The sequence below is a fragment of the Albibacterium profundi genome (assembly GCF_042159835.1).
Taxonomy (GTDB): Bacteria; Bacteroidota; Bacteroidia; order Sphingobacteriales; family Sphingobacteriaceae; genus Albibacterium; species Albibacterium profundi.
This window is the reverse complement of the sequence record NZ_JBBVGT010000002.1, coordinates 1,458,506-1,476,974: the sequence shown is the minus strand read 5'-3', so window position 1 is coordinate 1,476,974 and position 18,469 is coordinate 1,458,506. Positions and strand designations below refer to the sequence as shown.

Below are 18,469 nucleotides of genomic sequence, written 5' to 3'. Positions count from 1 at the left end.
TCCTATGGGAAGAGCATTCGAATTTAGAAAAGAAAGAAAGTTTAAACGATGGGCCAAAATGGCGGTGCAATTCACTCGCCTTGGCAAAGAAATAGTTATGGCTGTTAAAGACGCAGGTCCGCATCCAGAAACTAATTCACGCCTACGTACGGCAATTCAAAATGCGAAAGCAGTGAACATGCCTAAAGATCGGATTGAAGCGGCAATAAAGAGAGCATCAGAGAAAGATGCGAGCTCATACGAAGAACATATTTATGAAGGATATGCACCTCACGGGGTAGCAGTATTAATAGAAACTGCAACCGATAATATCAATCGTACCGTGGCTAATGTCCGCAGCTATTTCACGAAGGCAGGTGGGTCATTGGGGAAAACAGGGTCGCTTGATTTCATCTTTCAGCGCAAATCGGTTTTTCGCTTTAAGGTAGATGAAGAGGTAGATCTTGAGGAGCTTGAACTGGAGCTAATAGATGGAGGCCTTGAAGAACTCTATGTGGAGGATGATGAAGAGGGTAATGATATCGTGGTTATTCAAACTTCTTTCGAAGACTTCGGCAATATGCAGAAACTTCTGGAGGAAAAAGGTTTAGAGGTAACAGCTAAACTCGAACGGATCACACTCTCCTCTACTGAAATTGGCGAAGAAGATGCAGCTGATATCCTTAAATTAATTGACAAAATCGAAGACGATGATGATGTTCAAGCAGTGTATCACAACATGGCATAGACAATCGAACACAACGTATTTTATTGGGCATCGAGCACCCTCAGTACATTGAGCCCCAATATCTTTTGTATATCACTGTCACTGTAGCCACGCTTAACCAATGCCTTGGTTATATTGGGGTAAGCAGCCACGTCGTCAAGTCCTTTAGCCGTTGATTCTACACCATCAAAGTCGCCTCCTAGCCCAACATAATCTACACCTACGAGATTAACAATATAATCGATATGGTCTATTACGACACTGAGTTCGGGTCTGACTTGTTCTTTAGCTTCAGCAGATAGCTGATAAAATTTATTATCTCCGCTCGCATTTTTCTTTCGCACTTTTTCGGACACCGTGGCCTTGTATAAGCTATCAACCTTCTGGTTATAACCCTCCTCTAAAAACCCAGAATAGAAATTGATACAGATAACACCTCCGTTCTTCGCAACTGCCCGAATCTGATCGTCTTTCAGGTTTCGTGATACCGGCGCAATTGCATAGACATTGCTATGTGATAGAATTACCGGCTTAGACGTTGTCTCGATAGCATCAAAGAAAGTTTGTCTTCCAACATGTGACAGGTCTACCATCATTCCTATCTTATTCATATAGCGAATCACATCCTTTCCAAAATCGGTCAACCCTTTTTGCTTGATCTGGGAGTCAGGGTTCGACTCATCAGATGCAGAGCTCGCCCAGTCTGTACTATTATTCCAAGTCAATGTTAAATACCGCACACCACGATCGTACAGATTTTGAAGATAGCCCAGATTACTCTCAATCATATGTCCCCCTTCCACACCCATTAGTACGGCGAGCTTATCTTCTTCCGAGGCCTTAAGTATTTCTTCCTTTGTTGTAGCTAAGACCAACTTATCGGGGTTTTCTACAACAATCTTCAACAACGAGTCTATTTGCTCGTTTGCGAAATTATAGGCTGTTCCTTTCCCATAGTCGTCCCCACACCAAATGGAAAATATTTGTGCATCCACGCCACCTTCAAAAAATCGAGCGATATCTGTATGACCAGAAGGAATCGGACCTGCTATGTCTTTGCCTTCCATGATTGACGAGATCAACACATCGTTATGAGTGTCTATGACGATCGAAGTATTATGTAAGCTATCTGCACGCTGCGCTTGGCTGATCGACGGCCAAGCGATACATAAAGTGATAAATAAGAAAAAAGGGTTTCGCATAGTTAAAACTACGAAAAACCCTGTACACTTTTATAACATTCCAAGAAGAATCGGACTAAGGCAGGGTTATGATCCTGCTAGCGACCGCTTATTCGTGTTAACAGGCTGCGGAACTTTTACGTAATATCCAGTGCCATCATATTCCCTTCTAAGCGGATGGCTTTGGCAGACCGTTGAACAACATCCATCTAGCAACTCACCACAAGCATCGCATTGTGTAAAATGTTCATTGCACTCTGGATTCGCACAATTGATCATTTTATTGGTTTTATTGCCACAGTTCCTGCAAGTAGATATAACTGTTGGATTGACTTTGTTGACATCAACAGCAACTCGGTTGTCAAATACGTAGCACTGTCCTTCAAAGTCCTTCCCTTGAACGTCTTTTCCGTATTTTATTATGCCACCGTGCAGTTGATACACATTCTTAAAGCCTTCTTTTAGTAACAGAGCTGACGCCTTCTCACACTTAATTCCACCCGTGCAATAGGTCAATATCTTCTTGTCCTTGTATTGTGCAAGCTCATTAATTTTTGATGGAAAATCTCTAAAGTTCTCAATATCCAAGGTAACCGCGTTTTTAAATCGGCCCAAATTATGTTCATAATTCGATCGAACGTCTAGGATCACGACATCCTCTTGGTCTTTCATTTCCAGAAAGTCTTTTGGATCTAGATGGACACCTGTTTCCTCATTTGGGTTAATGAGTCCCGGATCTCGCAGCCCGGAATGAACAATTTCCGGCTTATAACGGCAATGCATCTTTATAAAAGAAGGCACCTCTACATCGTCTATCTTAAAATCAGTTTTTGCAAAGCGTTGATCAGCATGAATCGACTCCATATATTGACGGCAAGCGTCTACAGTTCCAGAAACAGTGCCATTCAGTCCTTCGTCGGCAACAATAATCCTTCCTACCAAGTTCAGACTCTTACAAAAAACTAAATGTTCAGCAGCAAATTCTTCTGCGTTCTCTATTGGGCTGTAGCAATAGTACAGCAAGGTTTGATATTTTTTCATAAATCCATTGATACCGCTGCAAACGGCGTTTAATGTTAAATTTTGCGCAAAGATAAAAAAAATGGAGTAAATTCACGCTCAAAGCACGCGAGTTATGCTAAAACTTCCATCCATCCATACGCTGTGGACAAGTCTCAGAAATATTCTCTTTCGCTTCCCTCTGCAGTCCCTTATTACTCTATTTGCCATGAGTTTATGGCTCTCCGCAGCCGATAATTATGTAAGCGATCATGTCGACATGATTTATAAATTAGTGGTTCTGAGTATGGTCGCTTTCACGACGTCTTTATCAATCGCATTATTGGCTGAGAGTCGTAATATTTCCATGCCTGTAAGCTTAGGTATACAGTTTCTTTTTATTGCTCTCAGTTATAGCGCCGCTCTGATTATTTACCCGGAATATTTTAAAACTGACACGCTCAAAATTATACTTCTGATACTAGCGGGACACTTAATGGTCTCCTGCAGCCCCTACATAAATACTTCTAATCAGTTAGCATTTTGGAATTTTAACAAAACACTCTTCCTTCGTTTTTTTACGTCCATATTATTCTCAGCCCTCTTGTATATTGGGCTGGCCGTTGCGCTTTTTTCGATTGAATCATTGTTTCAATTAGATTTCAAAGGTGACGTCTATTTTAAACTCTTTATAATTATAGGAGTTGGTTTTAACACTTTGTTTTTTCTAGACGGAATTCCTTCTAATTTAACCAAGATAGCAGAGATAAGCGAATACCCAAAAGCTCTCAAAATTTTCACCCAGTATGTTCTGGTGCCCCTCTCAACTATCTATTTAGCCATTTTGTTAGTATACGAATTGAAGATCACCTTCAACATGCAGCTTCCTGATGGAATGGTTTCTATTCTTATAATGGGCTACGCTGTTTTCGGCATCTTGTCATATCTACTCATTTATCCGATCAGTACAAAACAGCGACAGGGATGGATCAATCAATTTTCCACGTTATTCTTTTGGTTCATGCTGCCTCTTCTGATTCTTTTATTTGTTGCTATTATCGTTCGGATTCAGGATTACGGTGTCACGGAAATGCGTTATTTCGTTTTCGTACTCGCTATCTGGCTCACGTGTATTACGATTTATTTTATCACAAAAAGAAATCCGAATATCCAAGTAATCCCAATCAGTCTCTTTATTGCAACTATCCTGAGCATAACTGGACCACAGAGCGCAAGTAGCATTTCAAAAAAATCTCAGCAATCTCGTCTGTCGAAAAACATTGAAACCGAAGATCCAAATGAAGAAAAGATATCGATTGTTAACTATTTAGTTCGCTACCACGGACTAACTTCGCTGGAGTCCTTCATAAAACAGAACACCCATTCCGTTCAAACACAGATTCTAAATGCGCAAGACTCACTTCGAAGTTCCAATTTTCAAAAACAGAGCCTTTTATTGGACACTGCATTCTCCATGCTTGCTATTGATCGCTATCCGTCAGAAAGAGCTATGATAAGCTTTGTCAATCGAGAAAACTACATCCGAGATACGAATTTCGATATTATCTTCTGGATGCCAAACAGTTCAAATACAGACGACAAGCATACACCCATGGGAACCATCAATACATCCTATGTTGACAATCGGGATTTTTATGTGGTATTTGATGATAGAGACAGCGTACGCTTCTCTATAGAACAGTTCGGGGAGTTCTTGATCTCTAAATACGATTCCTTAAAAACTGCTGACGCAGAGACGAGCAACCAGCATATTATGCAAAAACCAATTGATGTCCCCAGTGACTGGATGACTCTCAATGCTGAAAATGCGAAATATCGTGTACAGCTACTAATACAAACAATAACGATAGATAATAAGAATGATACGGAGCAGCCAACTTTTTTACCGTATTTTTCAGGATATATACTTATAGACGAAAAATAAATGACAGACAATAGTTGGAGTATATTATTCTCGAAAGAAAATAGAGCTAAAACTGGTGCTCTCGCTGGTGGGCTCGGTATCCATGCAATCAATATTTATTTAGTTACAACCATATTGCCGTCGGTCGTTGACGATATTGGTGGAATGGAATTTTATTCGTGGAACTCAACCTTATTTGTGCTCACATCGATTCTCGGCTCTTTCTTATCCGTCAGATTGTTAAACAAGTTTGGCCCACGGAAGGCATTTCAATACTCCATAGTCGTCTTTATTCTCGGCACATTAGCCTGTACATTCGCTCCTAGTATGTCCATGATGCTTATCGGCAGAACCGCTCAAGGCTTTGGCGGAGGTTTGTTAATGGCCTTGTCCTATTCAATGGTACGGGTGGTCTTTGACAAGGCTGTATGGCCTAGGGCGATGGCTCTCCTTTCCGGCATTTGGGGAATAGCAGCTTTATCCGGACCTTTTATCGGTGGTATATTCGCACAGCTTAATGTATGGCGAATGGCATTTGGCGCAATTGTTCTCTTCTCAATCGTACTCTTCTTTCTTATTACTAAGATATTTCCTCAACGGCACGAATTCGCAAAAGCGAATACGAAAATACCTTTTCTGAAGCTCGGAATGCTGAGTATCGCTATCCTTTGTCTTTCTTTTGGTAGCCTAACGCCCAATCTGCTTTATAATATCTTAGGTCTACTTTTATCTCTCATATTCATTTTAATCGTTGTCAGGCTCGAAAGAAATTCGGTCAACCGACTGTTACCACACGGAGCTTATTCTCTTCGCTCTACCCTCGGGGTTGTGTATTCGGCAATGGCTTTATTGATTTTATGCACGAACCCGGAAATATACATCCCCTACTTTTTTCAAGAAATACATCAATACCCCCCACTCAAAGCTGGGTACTTAACGGTGATTATTTCCTTGGGGTGGACTGCAGCCTCCATTCGCTATGCTGGTGCGAATCGGAAACACATCTATAATATCGTTCGGTCGGGCCCCATATGTATGCTTTCGGGAATGCTCATGTTGGCGTTCCTATTACCCTCTACCTTTGGAGAAAACACCCTCGGCTTTATCCTGACATGCGCCGGGTTGGCCTTGACAGGTATCGGTATTGGCTTAGGTTGGCCACACTTGCTCAGCTTAGTTCTCTCCTCAGCTAAGCCCGGCGATGAGGATCAAGCTTCGACATCTATTACCTCTATTCAGCTTATTGCTACAGCCTTCGGCACGGCCCTAGCCGGTATCATAACCAATTTGGCTGGCATTAATGACCCAGGGGGACTAGAAGGCGCAAAATCTGCCGCCTTTTGGCTGTTTATACTGTTCGCTATCTCGCCCTTACTCTGCTTTGTCATCATAAGTAAGCGTTTAAAAAAAAGCTCGATAGATTCTTAATCCATCGAGCTTTCTTCTTCATACACTTAATAGCGTTGCGGCAGATTGAAACTAGCTACGGGAGCTTTACAACACTGACAACCGGAAAATGATCAGATGGATATTTCCCAAAATAGGTATCAGTTAATATCCCCCATTTTGTAACCTCGATTCCTTTGCTCACAAAAATATGATCGATAATCGTCATATTATTCGATGTCTTAAAACCATTGAAGCTTCCATTATTATGATAGGGATTATCAACTAAGGTATATGTGTCGGTTAATAAATCCGACTCCTGTAATATTTTGTACGGTTCAGCGTCGTGACCGGCATTTAGATCTCCCACCAAAATCACAGGCTTGCCCTTAGCCATCGCCGCAATCTTTTTCAGCACCAACTTACTACTTTCTCGTCGCGCCACCTTCCCTTGATGGTCATAGTGAGCGCTAAAGAAAAAGAATTCCTTCCCGGAATCGTTGTCTTTTAGATTTACCCATGACACAATCCGATTGCAACAGGTGGCATCCCACCCTTTGCCGGGCACGTCAGGATTTTCTGCTAACCAAAAATCCCCTTTATCTAATAAGGTGAATTTATTTTTTTTATAATAAATAGCCGAATGCTCGCCTTTCGTTTTCCCATCATCACGCCCCACTCCGTAGCGTGCGTAGTCGGAAAGCTGCTCTTCTAAATCAACTAGCTGAGAATTTAACGCCTCCTGTGTGCCAAACACATCAAAATCATGAAACTGTATCAGCGACGCGACATAAGGCGCTCTATCTGGCCATAAATTACCGGTATCTGTCGTATTAGCATATCTGACATTATAGGAAGCTACCTTTAGCTCCTGAGCAATAACAGATGCGGAAATTACAAATAAAAGGAATAAGGATGTGAATAGTCTTTTCATAAAGCTTAGAAAAATTATAAAATTAGTATGTGCTAATTTAGCTGTTTTCTAGCTGTTTTATTACTTTTTTGTGGTTAATCTTCCATGCCAGGTTCCATACCACCCGGACCTTGATCAAAACCGTCGCCCCTATCACGATCACCCGCGCTATCTCTCAGTCCTCCGAAGATATAACTGATGCTAAAGGACACATAACGTGACTGTCTTCTATAATCACTTGTTTGGAAAAAGTTCTCTTGTTCCAAGGTTCTTGAAAACTGTCTTTGATTGAAAATATCGGAAATACGCACTGAGAAATTGGCCTTTTTGTCAAAGAAAGATTTACGAATTCCTGCATCGCTAATCAACATTCCTTTCATCTTTCCTTGTGCAATGGCTCTCGGTCCGCGATAGCGTACAAATGCATAGCCCCTGAATCCTGCCCAAATAGGAAAGAATGTAGAAAAACGTCCTGTAAACGATATTTGTGAATTTTCACGTGCAAATCCCAAAACCTCATTTTTTCTAAGACCGACATTTAAACGTACATTCCATTGAGGTATGATATCCGCGCTCGCTCCCGTTTCTAAACCATAGTAGTTTTCCGTACCAATGTTTTGATAGGTTGTATGGGTTACCCCGCTACCATCAACCGTACTTACACGCTGAATAGGATTATTACTGTGTCTATAGAATACGGAACCAAAAAGATTAAACTGATTAATGAATTTACCATAGCTAGCCTCAAATGAGTTTATAAACTCTGGATCTAGATCTGGATTACCTGACTGGATATCTTCAGGGTTAGAATAATCAACAAAAGGGTTCAATTGACGCCACCAAGGCCGATTCACACGACGGCTATAACTAAATTTGATATTGTCTTCATTTTTTAGTCGGTAAGCTAAATTTAAGGTGGGAATCAAGTTTAAGAAATTGTTCTCATAAGATTGATTCAACAGTTCCTGTTCCGTCTTCAGGATCGCCTTTTCAAGCCTCGCCCCTGCCTGTAAACTAAATCGGTCAAACGAGTTTCGATACATAAGGTACCCCGTGAACTCCTTCTCTTTCGAAACAAAATCATTCAGCAATTCTGTATCTATAACGTAATCGCCCAATTCAGGATCAAACTCGAGAGGCGTAAAGTCGTTCGCATCGGTCTCCCAATCGGCACGGATACCTGCCTCCAACATCGACTTCTCGCCAAAAGGATGAACATAGTCGCCCTGGAAAGTAAAGCCTTCATCTTCACTGACTGAAGTTTGATGTTGTAAATGCTCTAATTCTTCCCATTCACTTTCCTGATCAAATATCTCTATTTCCTTATCGTCCCGCGTAGAATAGTAAGCCTGTAAGTCCAATACCTGATTTTCATTCTCAAAAGTACGCTTATAGTCGATCCCTCCGCGATATTGCCAAGACTCTTCAGTTCCGTTGATAGCACGACGGTAGGCTGAGATATCTTCGCCTTCTGCATTATATGAACGTGTTAATAATACTTCATTTTCATCTTCGGTGTCTTTTCCCACTCCGAAGAAAATACCGATTGTGTTATTATCATTAACATTATAGAATAGATTACCGTTATAAGAGAAGTCTTTGTCAATGTCTGTACCGGTCCGCTGTTGATCCGTAAAGAATAGATCATCTACCCTATTTTCTCGATAAATACTACTTTCAGACGTCTGTTTGTCGAAATCGAAACTCACGCTGTTGTTAAAACCTATTTTCTTTCGGGTGATATTCAAGTTCAATGACGGAGAATAATTATTGTTCGTTGTCGCGTTCATTGTAGCTATTCCGCTAACACCAATTAGACGTTCGCTTTTTGTTACAATATTCAGAACAATCCCTCCTTGCTCCGTTGTATACCTTGCCGAAGGACTTGTGATAACCTCAACTTTCGCTATTACGCCAGATGGAATAAGCTTCAACACTGTTTCAATATTATCACCGTAAATCCGGGACGGTCGGCCGTCGATCAATACAGTTAAGTTCTGCCCCATAACGCTCGGTGTCCCTTCTTCATCCAACTCTACCATTGGAATCTGCTCCAATACTTCAGTCGCATTCACACTCATGGCCTGGACATCAGAAGTTATATTAAAAACCGTGCGATCTAATTCATATTGCACAGCTGGCGCCTCCCGTTCCACAACCACTTCCTGTAATAACTTACTATCAACACTTAGGTTAATAACACCGAGATTCTCGTTCGCACCCACCTTTACAGTTACATTCCGCTTCTCCTCGTTATAACCGATGTAGTTTGTTTTAATTACATACTCTCCTGCAGCCACAGAAGGAAACTGAAAGCGTCCATTGGCAGCAGTTTCAGCGTGCTCAACAAAGCTCGAGTCGGGCAATTTTAATAGCGAGACAGCTACGAACTCCAGACCATCTTTTGCCTCATCAACAATCTGCCCCCGAATAGAACCATTCTGCTGAGCGTAAACTTGCCCGACAAAAAAGGAAAAGAACAGAAACAACGCTTTAAATTTAAATGAATGTAGAGACATGATAGACATGGTAAGATCGTATTTAGTTTTTTGCTTTAGTATATAACTACAAAACTAGCCTTGATCTTTAAGCTGAATTTGATAACATTTTGAAGGAAATTTGAAGAACATGCATTCCAGCGCGATATTCGTAACAAATATGTAGATCATTTTGGCTACAGATTTGTTTAACGATCGATAAGCCTAATCCAATGGACTGACTATTGGGTTCATTTTTGCGAAAACGCTCAAACATTTCCTCTGGAGGACCGCTAAGAGCTTCACCCGTATTCGCTATTTCGAGATGGTCCTGGTTTAAACGAACACGGATCACACCTTTCGGGTTATTATGGCGGATGGCATTACTCATCAGATTATTAAGCAAGATATTCGCTAATACAGGATGCATACTTATTAGCACACCATCTTCAATATTTTCCTCCAAGATTAAAGATTTCATTTCGAGCAATTCCTGAAACGCAAAAAGACATTCCTTTAATAAGGTTGAAAAGTCGATCGGGCCGGGCGACTCAAATTCACGATTTCCAAGTTTCGTAAGGAGTGTGAGCGATTGCCCCATCTTACTCAGTTTATCTACCGCATTTTGCGCGCTGTGAATCAATCTTGCTTGCTCGTCACTGATATCCGAGTCCATCAGTAGCTCCAACTTCCCCATGATGATTGACAAAGGTGTCTGGAGCTCGTGCGATGCATTTTCCGAGAATTCTTTTAAAGCTGCATAATCGTCTTGCATCTTTTCTGTCATATTCTCCAAAAGCAAATTAAGCCGCTTAAACTCGCTCGTGCTCGTACTCATCAACGATAAAGGTTTCTTTTCCCGGAGCCGGAAAGATCGCATCGCTTTTAATGTACGATTGAACGGCTTGAGAATCTTCCTTGATATTAAAACACTAACCAAGGCCGTGACGATCAGCATAATTAGAAAAATACCACCGATTGATGTCACTACAGCATCTGTGATGTCTTGGGTATCAACAATAGCACCGTAGGTTGAGATATAATAATGCCTATCATCTATTTTCCTGGATGCAGATACTTTCACTTGAGGCTCAAATCTTTTCAAATAATTTAGCCATACCAATGTATCTCGCACGAAGAATTCGATCTCGGGAATTGACATATCCAAAGTCTGAACCTCCATCTTGTTTTGGAATAGCGAATCAGGATAAATGCCTCGCGACAACTCCTGCATGGTGAAATCTATATTTCGCTTCAGATAGCGTGTCTGTTCTTTATCAACTTCTTTTTTGATGACATGATAAGAGAAGACACCACCCATAATGAGCACAACCAGTGTGATGAGCAAATACAAGAGCGTAAACTTATGTATTAACTTCATCTACCTGAATTGTTATGGTTGTTAAACTTATAACCTAATCCGTATACCGTCTCGATATAATCATGACCACCTGCTTGAATGATTTTCTTCCTCAAGTTTTTGACGTGTTGATACACAAAATCAAAATTCAGAAGATTATCCGCATAATCGCCCCACAAATGCTCTGCAATTGTCTGACGCGTCAAGACACGATTTTGATTGGTTATAAAATATACCAATAGTGAATACTCTTTGCGGGTGAGATCCAGCAGCGTTTCATTCACAAAAACCTCCATCGTATCAATATTGATCGATATATCATTAAAGTTGATGCGATGATCTCCCTCAAGATATTTGCGGCGATAAATAGCCTTCAATCGCGCATTCAGCTCTGGTAAATGAAATGGTTTTGTCAGATAGTCGTCGGCCCCAAGTTCTAGTCCGTGTACTTTATCATCCAAGGAATTTTTTGCGGAAATAATAAGAATTCCGCTTTTTATCCTATTCCCTTTGATATGTTTCAAGATATCCAGACCATTCCCATCTGGAAGCATAATATCGAGCAAAATACAATCATATTGAAAGGTACTCAACTTATCAATTGCTGTATACTGATCACTCGCCAACTCACAAACATAGCCTTCACGCATAAGGTAAGACATGATATTGCTGGCCAGATCTTGATTATCCTCGATTACTAACACTTTCATGGTTAAACAAATATAATTTTTGTTTTTGATGAAAGTTTGAAGAATGCCGTATTTCGCAGGACGTACTAGTCGCCCGTAAAGATTATTGCGTTGGCGACTGCACGCTCGCCTTCACTATCAAACTTTTTATTATCCGTCGGATGATTAACTATCCCTTTTCCTCGTACCCATGCAGTCGATGAGCCTCCGCCGTCTAAGTTCATAGCTTGCTCACAACCCAAAGCATACATCAGGTTAGCCAATTCGGGTGTCGACATTCCATAGGATTCAGATGACCTTCCGTCTACGACCACGCAAATGATTCGCTTGTTAGCGGTGATACCGATGGCTGTCCTAGGGTGGCGATTTGTGTTGAAGGGTTGATCCAATTGATCCATGATTTCACCATCATAAACCAACAAAGGCCCCGACGCTAAATGGGTATAGGCATCGACCGACGGCCAGCCGCCCTCAGCTTCTGTAGGGCGCTTAACAATGGATACAGTTCCATCCTTATCAATTGAAAAGCCTGCTTCCTCACGATAGTGAGTAAATTTGCCTCTTGTTAGATTGATAATCTCGCCATTCTTTCTTAGAAACACCGTTGACCCTCCTACTTTCGTATCAAAAAAGCTCCCGTTAACTGCAGCGATAGCATTTTCCTCTACCGCTGCTTTACTTGTCTTCATAAAGCCTTTCGTTATATACGGCATACCAACCGCAATATTCTTACTAGGGTCCACCTCGATAATGGTGATAAACTGTTTAGAAGCATAAAGGTCATCAAAATGGAAATACTTCCATGTCACACCATTAGCTATTTTCGACACCTTCCAATTAGCAGATTCAATATATGGGTGAAAAACAGCTAAACTGTCATTCGGGGTTTCCAAAGGAGTGGCCACTTCCTGCGCTCTCAAATCGCCAGTTGCCAACAAAAGAAAGAAAGAAAAGAAAAGCTTAATCTTCGTCATGTTCATCGTATCTTATATAGTAAGTTCGCCAACCGTTGTTCCAGTGTCATCCTTCATATTTATTGACAACTGCGATTGGTTTGCAGACAGATGTATAATCGTCCGTTGCCCTTCTTTAGGTCCTCCGCCGATAACGATCGGAAAACTATGCTCATCGTTTGGCTTATGAATTCCATAGCGATGCGTATGACCGGAAATAACTACATCTACATTATATTTTTCAAAAAGAGGCGCAAAGAGTTCTCTACAATGCATCGTCCCATGCCAATCGCCCGAATGGAAGGGAGGTATATGCATTAAAACAACCTTGAAAGGTGACTGTCTGTAAGCCTTACTTGTCATCACGTTCTCTAACCAAAGTGCCTGTTCTCTTCGGAATTCATCAAAGTCTACGATACCTCCATAAACTTCAGCGTCATCAGGTTTATCCTCACCCGTATCCAACACAATAAAATGCACCGGACCCTGCTGGAAGTTAAAATAATACTGACCGTTGGGATAGCTAAAATAATCCTTGAAATCGCGTGCATATTTTCCACGTGTCTCGTGATTTCCCCGGATCATCAGCATCGGTTTGTCTGCGGCAAACAGTTCGCTCACCGGCTGAAACAGATGGTCGATTAACTGTCTCTCATCTGTTTGATAATCGAAGGTATCACCGTTGAAAACTACGAACTCATAAGGTTCCTTATTAAGCGACATCAATTGTGAAAAAGAATGGGGTCGATCGTGAATATCATTCATAATCAAGCATGAAACCGTCTGAGCAGATGGCAGAGGTGTTCTAAACGTATAATCTTTTGTCTTTCTCGGCTCCCCGTATTGGAGATCATAAGGTTTAAAAACAATTATTTCCTTCCGGTAAACGGCATACCTATATTCTTTGCCCGGAACTAGGCCATCGATTTTAAAAGATTTTGGCCCTCTACCCGCTTCTAAAAACCCGTCGCTTTTATTTACAATTTTTCGTTTTTCATCACCTTCATCCAATTCAACCCAAGTTACTGAATCCTTTGTGTCAACAACGAAGACCGACACCTCTGTCGGATTCAAGTTTTGCAGATATGGTGCACCAAAGCTAGTTTCGCTTTGAACAACCGCGCGCTCTGATTCGGCGAAAATATCTAGCGGTGAAATTAGGGATGCCACCGTAGATGCACCTGCTATCTGCAAAAAACTACGCCGGGTCGGTTTGTTAGTATTCATATTTTTATTTTATTTCAAAAGTTGCAACAACTGGAAAGTGGTCTGACTCCCTTGACGCATAATCAAACACTTGATAATTTAAGACCTTCATTGCGTTTAATGGAGCATACATCAGATAAGTGCTAGTTAATATAGAAACTCTACGTATACGGGTAGGTGGTCCGAGGCATACTGCTCGTCGATTATCAAATGTTTGTGCACCTTGAAGCGACTTTTAGGCTTAAACATGATAAAATCGATTTCGCGTTGAGGGTTAGTTACCGGAATGGTAAAGCCGTTTGGGACGCTGCTCCGCGTCAAATATTGATCGAAGATATCAATTTCCGCAGTCCCAGGTATTGCATTGAAATCGCCTCCCAAGATAGCTGGATATTTGAGTTGTTTAAGATAGTTCGTAATTGCCTCGGCTTGCAATATTCTTGTTTCGGGATTCAAGTCGAGATGTGTACTAGCAAATACGATCTTCTTACCTTTCGTGGGACTAATGGTAGTTAAGGCCAATACCCTCGGTTCGCCGCGAACACCGTCTTTCATAGGCAAACGCAAGCTATCTTTTTCTAAGATCTTAAATCGCGACAAAATCGCTATACCGTATTCTCCCCCTTCATAATTAATACCCTTTACAAAAAAGTGGTTCATGCCGGTCATACGTCCTAGCTCTGCAGCTTGATTAATCCCTTTTCCGGAACGTTCGGTGTCAACGTCGATCTCTTGCAAGGCAACTAAATCTGCACCACTCTGCTTGATTACCTTGGCAATCGCGGGTAAATCAATAAAGCCCTCTTTGCTCGGGGGATTCGCATGATGAACGTTATATGTAAGAACTTTTAAGATTTTCTTTTCCTTTGCTTCTTGAGCATGGATTATTTCTAAGCTAAAAAGAGAGAAAAGTACTAGCAGGACAAGTGACAGGTGGATGTTTTTCATAAGAATAAAGTTAGAAAATCGATTGATAGTACTTGTTATTTAGAACGTCAGTTTCTGATAGGTTCTCCACCAAAGGTCAGGCATTTCGCCATCGATAGCGGTCTGGTAATCTTCGTAGCTGCAAGGCACGAGATGATAACGCTCGTTCACAGACTTCGTATTGGGGTAGGGCACCTGCATCCACCAACGATCGGATTTTTTGCTTTTCACGAAGACAACTTCATGATCATCCGCCTTCAGCGCTGTATGATAGATGATATAGGCCGATTTAGGTTGCAAAGGAAAATCTTTCTTCCGTTGGTAGTAGCCTTCAATGAAGTACCAGATCATCTGGGAAAGTAAAATGGCAGTTTGACCGTTGCGATCATGTTCTGGATTGAATTCATAAAAGCCAATGGAAGTTAGTTTATCACTCATCCCTGCATAACGAGCTATCTGACAGGCTTCTTCCCCATAAAATCCGTTGGGTGTCGCATTGCCATTGGCAAAGGCATCGGAAGAACGTATAGCCCCCATATCAAAGCTGATCATATCGGCATTGCGGAGTACAGGCTCTGCCTTTTCAATTTTACCCGAGAAGGTTCCTAAACGGTAAACGTCGAAGTAAAGCTGTTCAAAGACAGCTAAACTATCTTGGTTTACGAAATAAGTCTGGTAGCCGATATTACTAAAATTAAATAGATAATTGGGTTGGTGTAACATTACCTTATTCAGATAGGATCGTGATGTTGTTTCAGACACCTCAACCTCATCCTCTTGTAAATCGAATGAAGAGTCGATAACGACTAAATCAACACGTTGTTCTAGCTTCTCATAAGCCAGATATTGAGCATAGGTCAGATCCTGGCCTCCTCCGATTATAACTGGGACGATATTTTTCTTTATCAGCTCCGTTGTTACTACCCGCAACGCTGCATAAGTATCCGTTACAGAGTGACCCGGTTGTATATTACCTAAATCGACTATCTTTGTTTTGTAATCTCCTTGATGTAATTTATAGAACTGTTTCCGAAATGCATCCGGTGCTGCTGAACAACCCTTATTGTTGATCGCCTTCCGATCGTCCATCACTCCAATAATTGCTATATCGACATTAACAAGATTAGGAAATTCCTCTTCATAGATCTCTATTATCTTACCGTATTGAGTGTTTAGCAAGTCTGCATTTGCTAATATTTCCTTGCTTCTTACGGGGCTAAAAAAATCGATTAGAGACATATTGACGTTTAAATAATGATATATAATAGGCGATAATGAATAATTCCTGCAAATATCCATTTAATAGCTTACTTTTGAAAGCGAATAACAAATTGAATTGATTTTTCAAAAATATTTAATGTGATATTAGTAACGGGCGGCACAGGTTTTATAGGCTCTCTTCTGATTGAAAAATTACTTCAAACAGGTAATTCTGTTTTAGCTATCAAACGGAAGGAATCCACTATTCCCCAGACGCTGCTCTATAAAAAGAACCTTTTCTGGTTTGATGCAGATATCACAGACTATTTTGCGCTTGAAGACGTTTTTACGAATGTAAGTCAGGTATACCATTGTGCTGGCTTGGTGTCTTTCGATACGGCCGACCGAAATCTCTTGCAAAAAATAAATGTTGAAGGTACAACGCATATTGTTAATCTTTGCCTTGCTAAAAAAACTAGACTTCTGCATGTCAGTTCAGTAGCTGCTTTAGGCGACGAAAAGGAGGATACACTGATCACAGAAAAGAGTAAATGGGAATGGGACAAGAAAAAATCGGCTTATAGCGTTTCTAAATTTGAAGCTGAAAGGGAAGTGTGGAGAGGCATTGCTGAAGGGCTGGATGCAGTCATCGTCAATCCGACAATCGTATTGGGAGCCGGCGACAAAAAAAATGGTGGTCAGATTTTCACCCGGCTACAAAAAGGGTTAAAGTTTTATCCGACTGGCAGTACGGGCTTTGTCGATGTAGTTGATTTGGTTAACATCATGATACGATTGATGAGCGAAACACAGATAACAGGGACGAACTTCCTGATTAACAATGCCAATATGACTTATCAGGAATTGTTTGAACAATACGCCCATTATCATAAAATCACCCCACCTGATGTTCCTGCCAGTCGGCTTCTGATGGGCGTCGTATGGCGAATACAGAACATTCTTCGCCTGTTAAGGTTAAGCAAATCGAAACTTAGCAGAGACATAGTCAGGTCCGCGAGGAAAAAAAATCAGTATAGCAATGAAAAGATAATCCAAACCCTTGATTACACATTCAAACCTATGAAACAAACTCTAAAGGAACTAGTAGAATAAAGACTCAGTCAATATTTATTTAAATGAAAACAAGTTATATTATCGATTTCGACAGCACCTTTACTCAAGTAGAGGCACTAGATGAATTAGCAAAAATATCCTTAAAAAACAACACAAATAAGCAGCGCTACCTCGATGAGATCGAATCACTTACGACCTTGGCAATGGAAGGTAGGCTATCCTTTCGCGAGAGCCTAAATAAACGTCTTCAACTATTGCATGCCAATAAAGACCACTTGGAGTTGCTTATCAAAAAGCTCAAGAAAAAAGTATCTGCGTCATTTTCAAGAAACAAAGAATTTTTCAAAGAAAATGCAGATAACGTGCTGATTGTTTCCGGTGGTTTTAAAGAGTTTATTTGTCCAGTAGTTCAAAATTATCATATCGCAGAAGAGAATGTGTATGCGAATACCTTCATTTTTGATGTGAACGGGAATATCATCGGTTTTGACGCCAATAACCCTCTCTCTGAAGAAGGAGGGAAAGTAAAACTACTTCAACAACTTAAGCTGAAAGGTGAGATTCATGGAATAGGAGACGGTTACTCTGACTTTCAATTAAAAGAGTCGGGTATGATCGAAAAGTTTTATGCGTTTACTGAAAACATCAAACGGGATTCAGTATCTTCAAAAGCCGACCATATAGCTCCGAATTTCGATGAATTTTTGTACATCAATCAACTTCCGCGGGCTATTTCTTATCCCAAAAACCGAATCATCTGTTTACTTGTGGGGTCAATCCCTAAACATGCAGCCCACTTCTTCGAGAAAGATGGTTTCAAGACAGTATCGGTGAAAAATTTGGAGGAAGCTGACTTAAAGGAGGTGGGCATGCTTCTCTTGGAAGATGGTATATCGCTTAGCAATGAGATGATTGAATCTGCGTCACGATTAAAAACCATCGGTTATTTGGGGAATAGTAAACGTCAGATCGACCGCGATTTTTGTCGCAATCGCGGAATTGTTCTTTTTGATGATAAGAAGAATAAGTGGAAAAATGCTGATTTTATCCCTCGCCGTATGGCTAACTTTATTAACAATGGTGACACGATGATGAGTCGGAATTTCCCTAATTTAAATGTCCCTCAGAAAAATGATTCGCATCGACTAATCCATATTCACGAGAATGTTCCGGGAATTATGGCTCGAATTAATGGAATCTTAAGAGATCACGACATCAATATTGTTGCACAATTTCTGATGACGAAGAAAGGGCTGGGTTATGTTATCACAGATATTAGCCGAAAATACGACAAAACAGTCTTAAAAGAACTGAAATCGGTTGAACACACCATTAAGTTTAGAGTGCTCTATTAGTTAGAGCGCTCTATTAGGATACGTAGCTAGTATTAAAACACTTGGCTAGTCGCGTCATGAAACAGCAAGGTCCCTCGAACACTGGTTTTGAGGGGCCTTGCTGTTTGACATCCATAGAA

15 protein-coding genes are annotated in these 18,469 nt (G+C 40.8%); 5 read left to right on the top strand and 10 right to left on the bottom strand.

Features of this window, described 5'->3' with window-relative positions:
• Nucleotides 1-4 precede the first annotated feature (4 nt).
• A complete protein-coding gene (locus tag WKR92_RS08025) occupies nt 5-727 on the top strand; it encodes a YebC/PmpR family DNA-binding transcriptional regulator (RefSeq protein WP_375557308.1) in 723 nt (240 codons plus the stop codon).
• Between the two features lie 20 nt (nt 728-747).
• On the opposite strand, the gene WKR92_RS08020 is transcribed toward WKR92_RS08025, so the two are convergent.
• Nucleotides 748-1,908: a dipeptidase gene (locus tag WKR92_RS08020; RefSeq protein ID WP_375557307.1), complete on the bottom strand. Its 1,161-nt coding sequence runs from the start codon at nt 1,906-1,908 to the stop codon at nt 748-750.
• Between the two features lie 66 nt (nt 1,909-1,974).
• A complete protein-coding gene (gene trhO, locus WKR92_RS08015) occupies nt 1,975-2,928 on the bottom strand; it encodes an oxygen-dependent tRNA uridine(34) hydroxylase TrhO (RefSeq protein WP_375557306.1) in 954 nt (317 codons plus the stop codon).
• A 94-nt stretch (nt 2,929-3,022) separates the two neighbouring features.
• Here trhO and WKR92_RS08010 point away from each other — a divergent pair, with 94 nt between their 5' ends.
• Together WKR92_RS08010 and WKR92_RS08005 are read left to right on the top strand one after the other, a co-directional pair.
• Nucleotides 3,023-4,831: a DUF4153 domain-containing protein gene (locus tag WKR92_RS08010; protein ID WP_375557305.1), complete on the top strand. Its 1,809-nt coding sequence runs from the start codon at nt 3,023-3,025 to the stop codon at nt 4,829-4,831.
• The gene (locus WKR92_RS08005) at nt 4,832-6,238 is read left to right on the top strand and encodes an MFS transporter (RefSeq protein WP_375557304.1); all 1,407 of its coding nucleotides are present in this window, start codon (nt 4,832-4,834) and stop codon (nt 6,236-6,238) included.
• A gap of 55 nt (nt 6,239-6,293) precedes the next feature.
• Here the strand turns inward: WKR92_RS08005 and WKR92_RS08000 are convergent, their stop codons facing one another.
• The 8 genes from WKR92_RS08000 to WKR92_RS07965 all read right to left on the bottom strand — a co-directional run bounded on the left by WKR92_RS08000 (nt 6,294) and on the right by WKR92_RS07965 (nt 15,960).
• Nucleotides 6,294-7,130 (bottom strand): endonuclease/exonuclease/phosphatase family protein, encoded by an 837-nt coding sequence (locus WKR92_RS08000; protein ID WP_375557303.1) that lies wholly within the window; start codon nt 7,128-7,130, stop codon nt 6,294-6,296.
• 74 nt (nt 7,131-7,204) lie between these two features.
• The gene (locus WKR92_RS07995; RefSeq protein WP_375557302.1) at nt 7,205-9,628 is read right to left on the bottom strand and encodes a TonB-dependent receptor; all 2,424 of its coding nucleotides are present in this window, start codon (nt 9,626-9,628) and stop codon (nt 7,205-7,207) included.
• Nucleotides 9,629-9,695: 67 nt separating this feature from the next.
• Nucleotides 9,696-10,967, bottom strand: coding sequence for a sensor histidine kinase (locus WKR92_RS07990; RefSeq protein ID WP_375557301.1), 1,272 nt, complete (start codon nt 10,965-10,967; stop codon nt 9,696-9,698).
• Nucleotides 10,964-11,656, bottom strand: coding sequence for a response regulator transcription factor (locus WKR92_RS07985; protein ID WP_375557300.1), 693 nt, complete (start codon nt 11,654-11,656; stop codon nt 10,964-10,966). Before WKR92_RS07985 ends, WKR92_RS07990 begins: the two co-directional genes overlap by 4 nt.
• Nucleotides 11,657-11,721: 65 nt before the next feature.
• A complete protein-coding gene (locus WKR92_RS07980; RefSeq protein WP_375557299.1) occupies nt 11,722-12,609 on the bottom strand; it encodes a phosphodiester glycosidase family protein in 888 nt (295 codons plus the stop codon).
• A 12-nt stretch (nt 12,610-12,621) separates the two neighbouring features.
• Complete coding sequence (locus tag WKR92_RS07975) at nt 12,622-13,815, bottom strand: metallophosphoesterase family protein (RefSeq protein ID WP_375557298.1); 1,194 nt, start codon at nt 13,813-13,815, stop codon at nt 12,622-12,624.
• A 126-nt stretch (nt 13,816-13,941) separates the two neighbouring features.
• On the bottom strand, nt 13,942-14,742 hold the full coding sequence (locus WKR92_RS07970; protein ID WP_375557297.1) for an endonuclease/exonuclease/phosphatase family protein: 801 nt from the start codon (nt 14,740-14,742) through the stop codon (nt 13,942-13,944).
• Nucleotides 14,743-14,781: 39 nt separating this feature from the next.
• Nucleotides 14,782-15,960 (bottom strand): formimidoylglutamase, encoded by a 1,179-nt coding sequence (locus WKR92_RS07965; RefSeq protein ID WP_375557296.1) that lies wholly within the window; start codon nt 15,958-15,960, stop codon nt 14,782-14,784.
• Between the two features lie 120 nt (nt 15,961-16,080).
• Between WKR92_RS07965 and WKR92_RS07960 the strand changes: the two genes are divergently transcribed.
• Both WKR92_RS07960 and WKR92_RS07955 read left to right on the top strand, forming a co-directional pair.
• On the top strand, nt 16,081-17,034 hold the full coding sequence (locus tag WKR92_RS07960; RefSeq protein WP_375557295.1) for an NAD-dependent epimerase/dehydratase family protein: 954 nt from the start codon (nt 16,081-16,083) through the stop codon (nt 17,032-17,034).
• 23 nt (nt 17,035-17,057) lie between these two features.
• Nucleotides 17,058-18,350 (top strand): HAD-IB family phosphatase, encoded by a 1,293-nt coding sequence (locus WKR92_RS07955; protein ID WP_375557294.1) that lies wholly within the window; start codon nt 17,058-17,060, stop codon nt 18,348-18,350.
• The last annotated feature ends 119 nt before the right edge of the window (nt 18,351-18,469 follow it).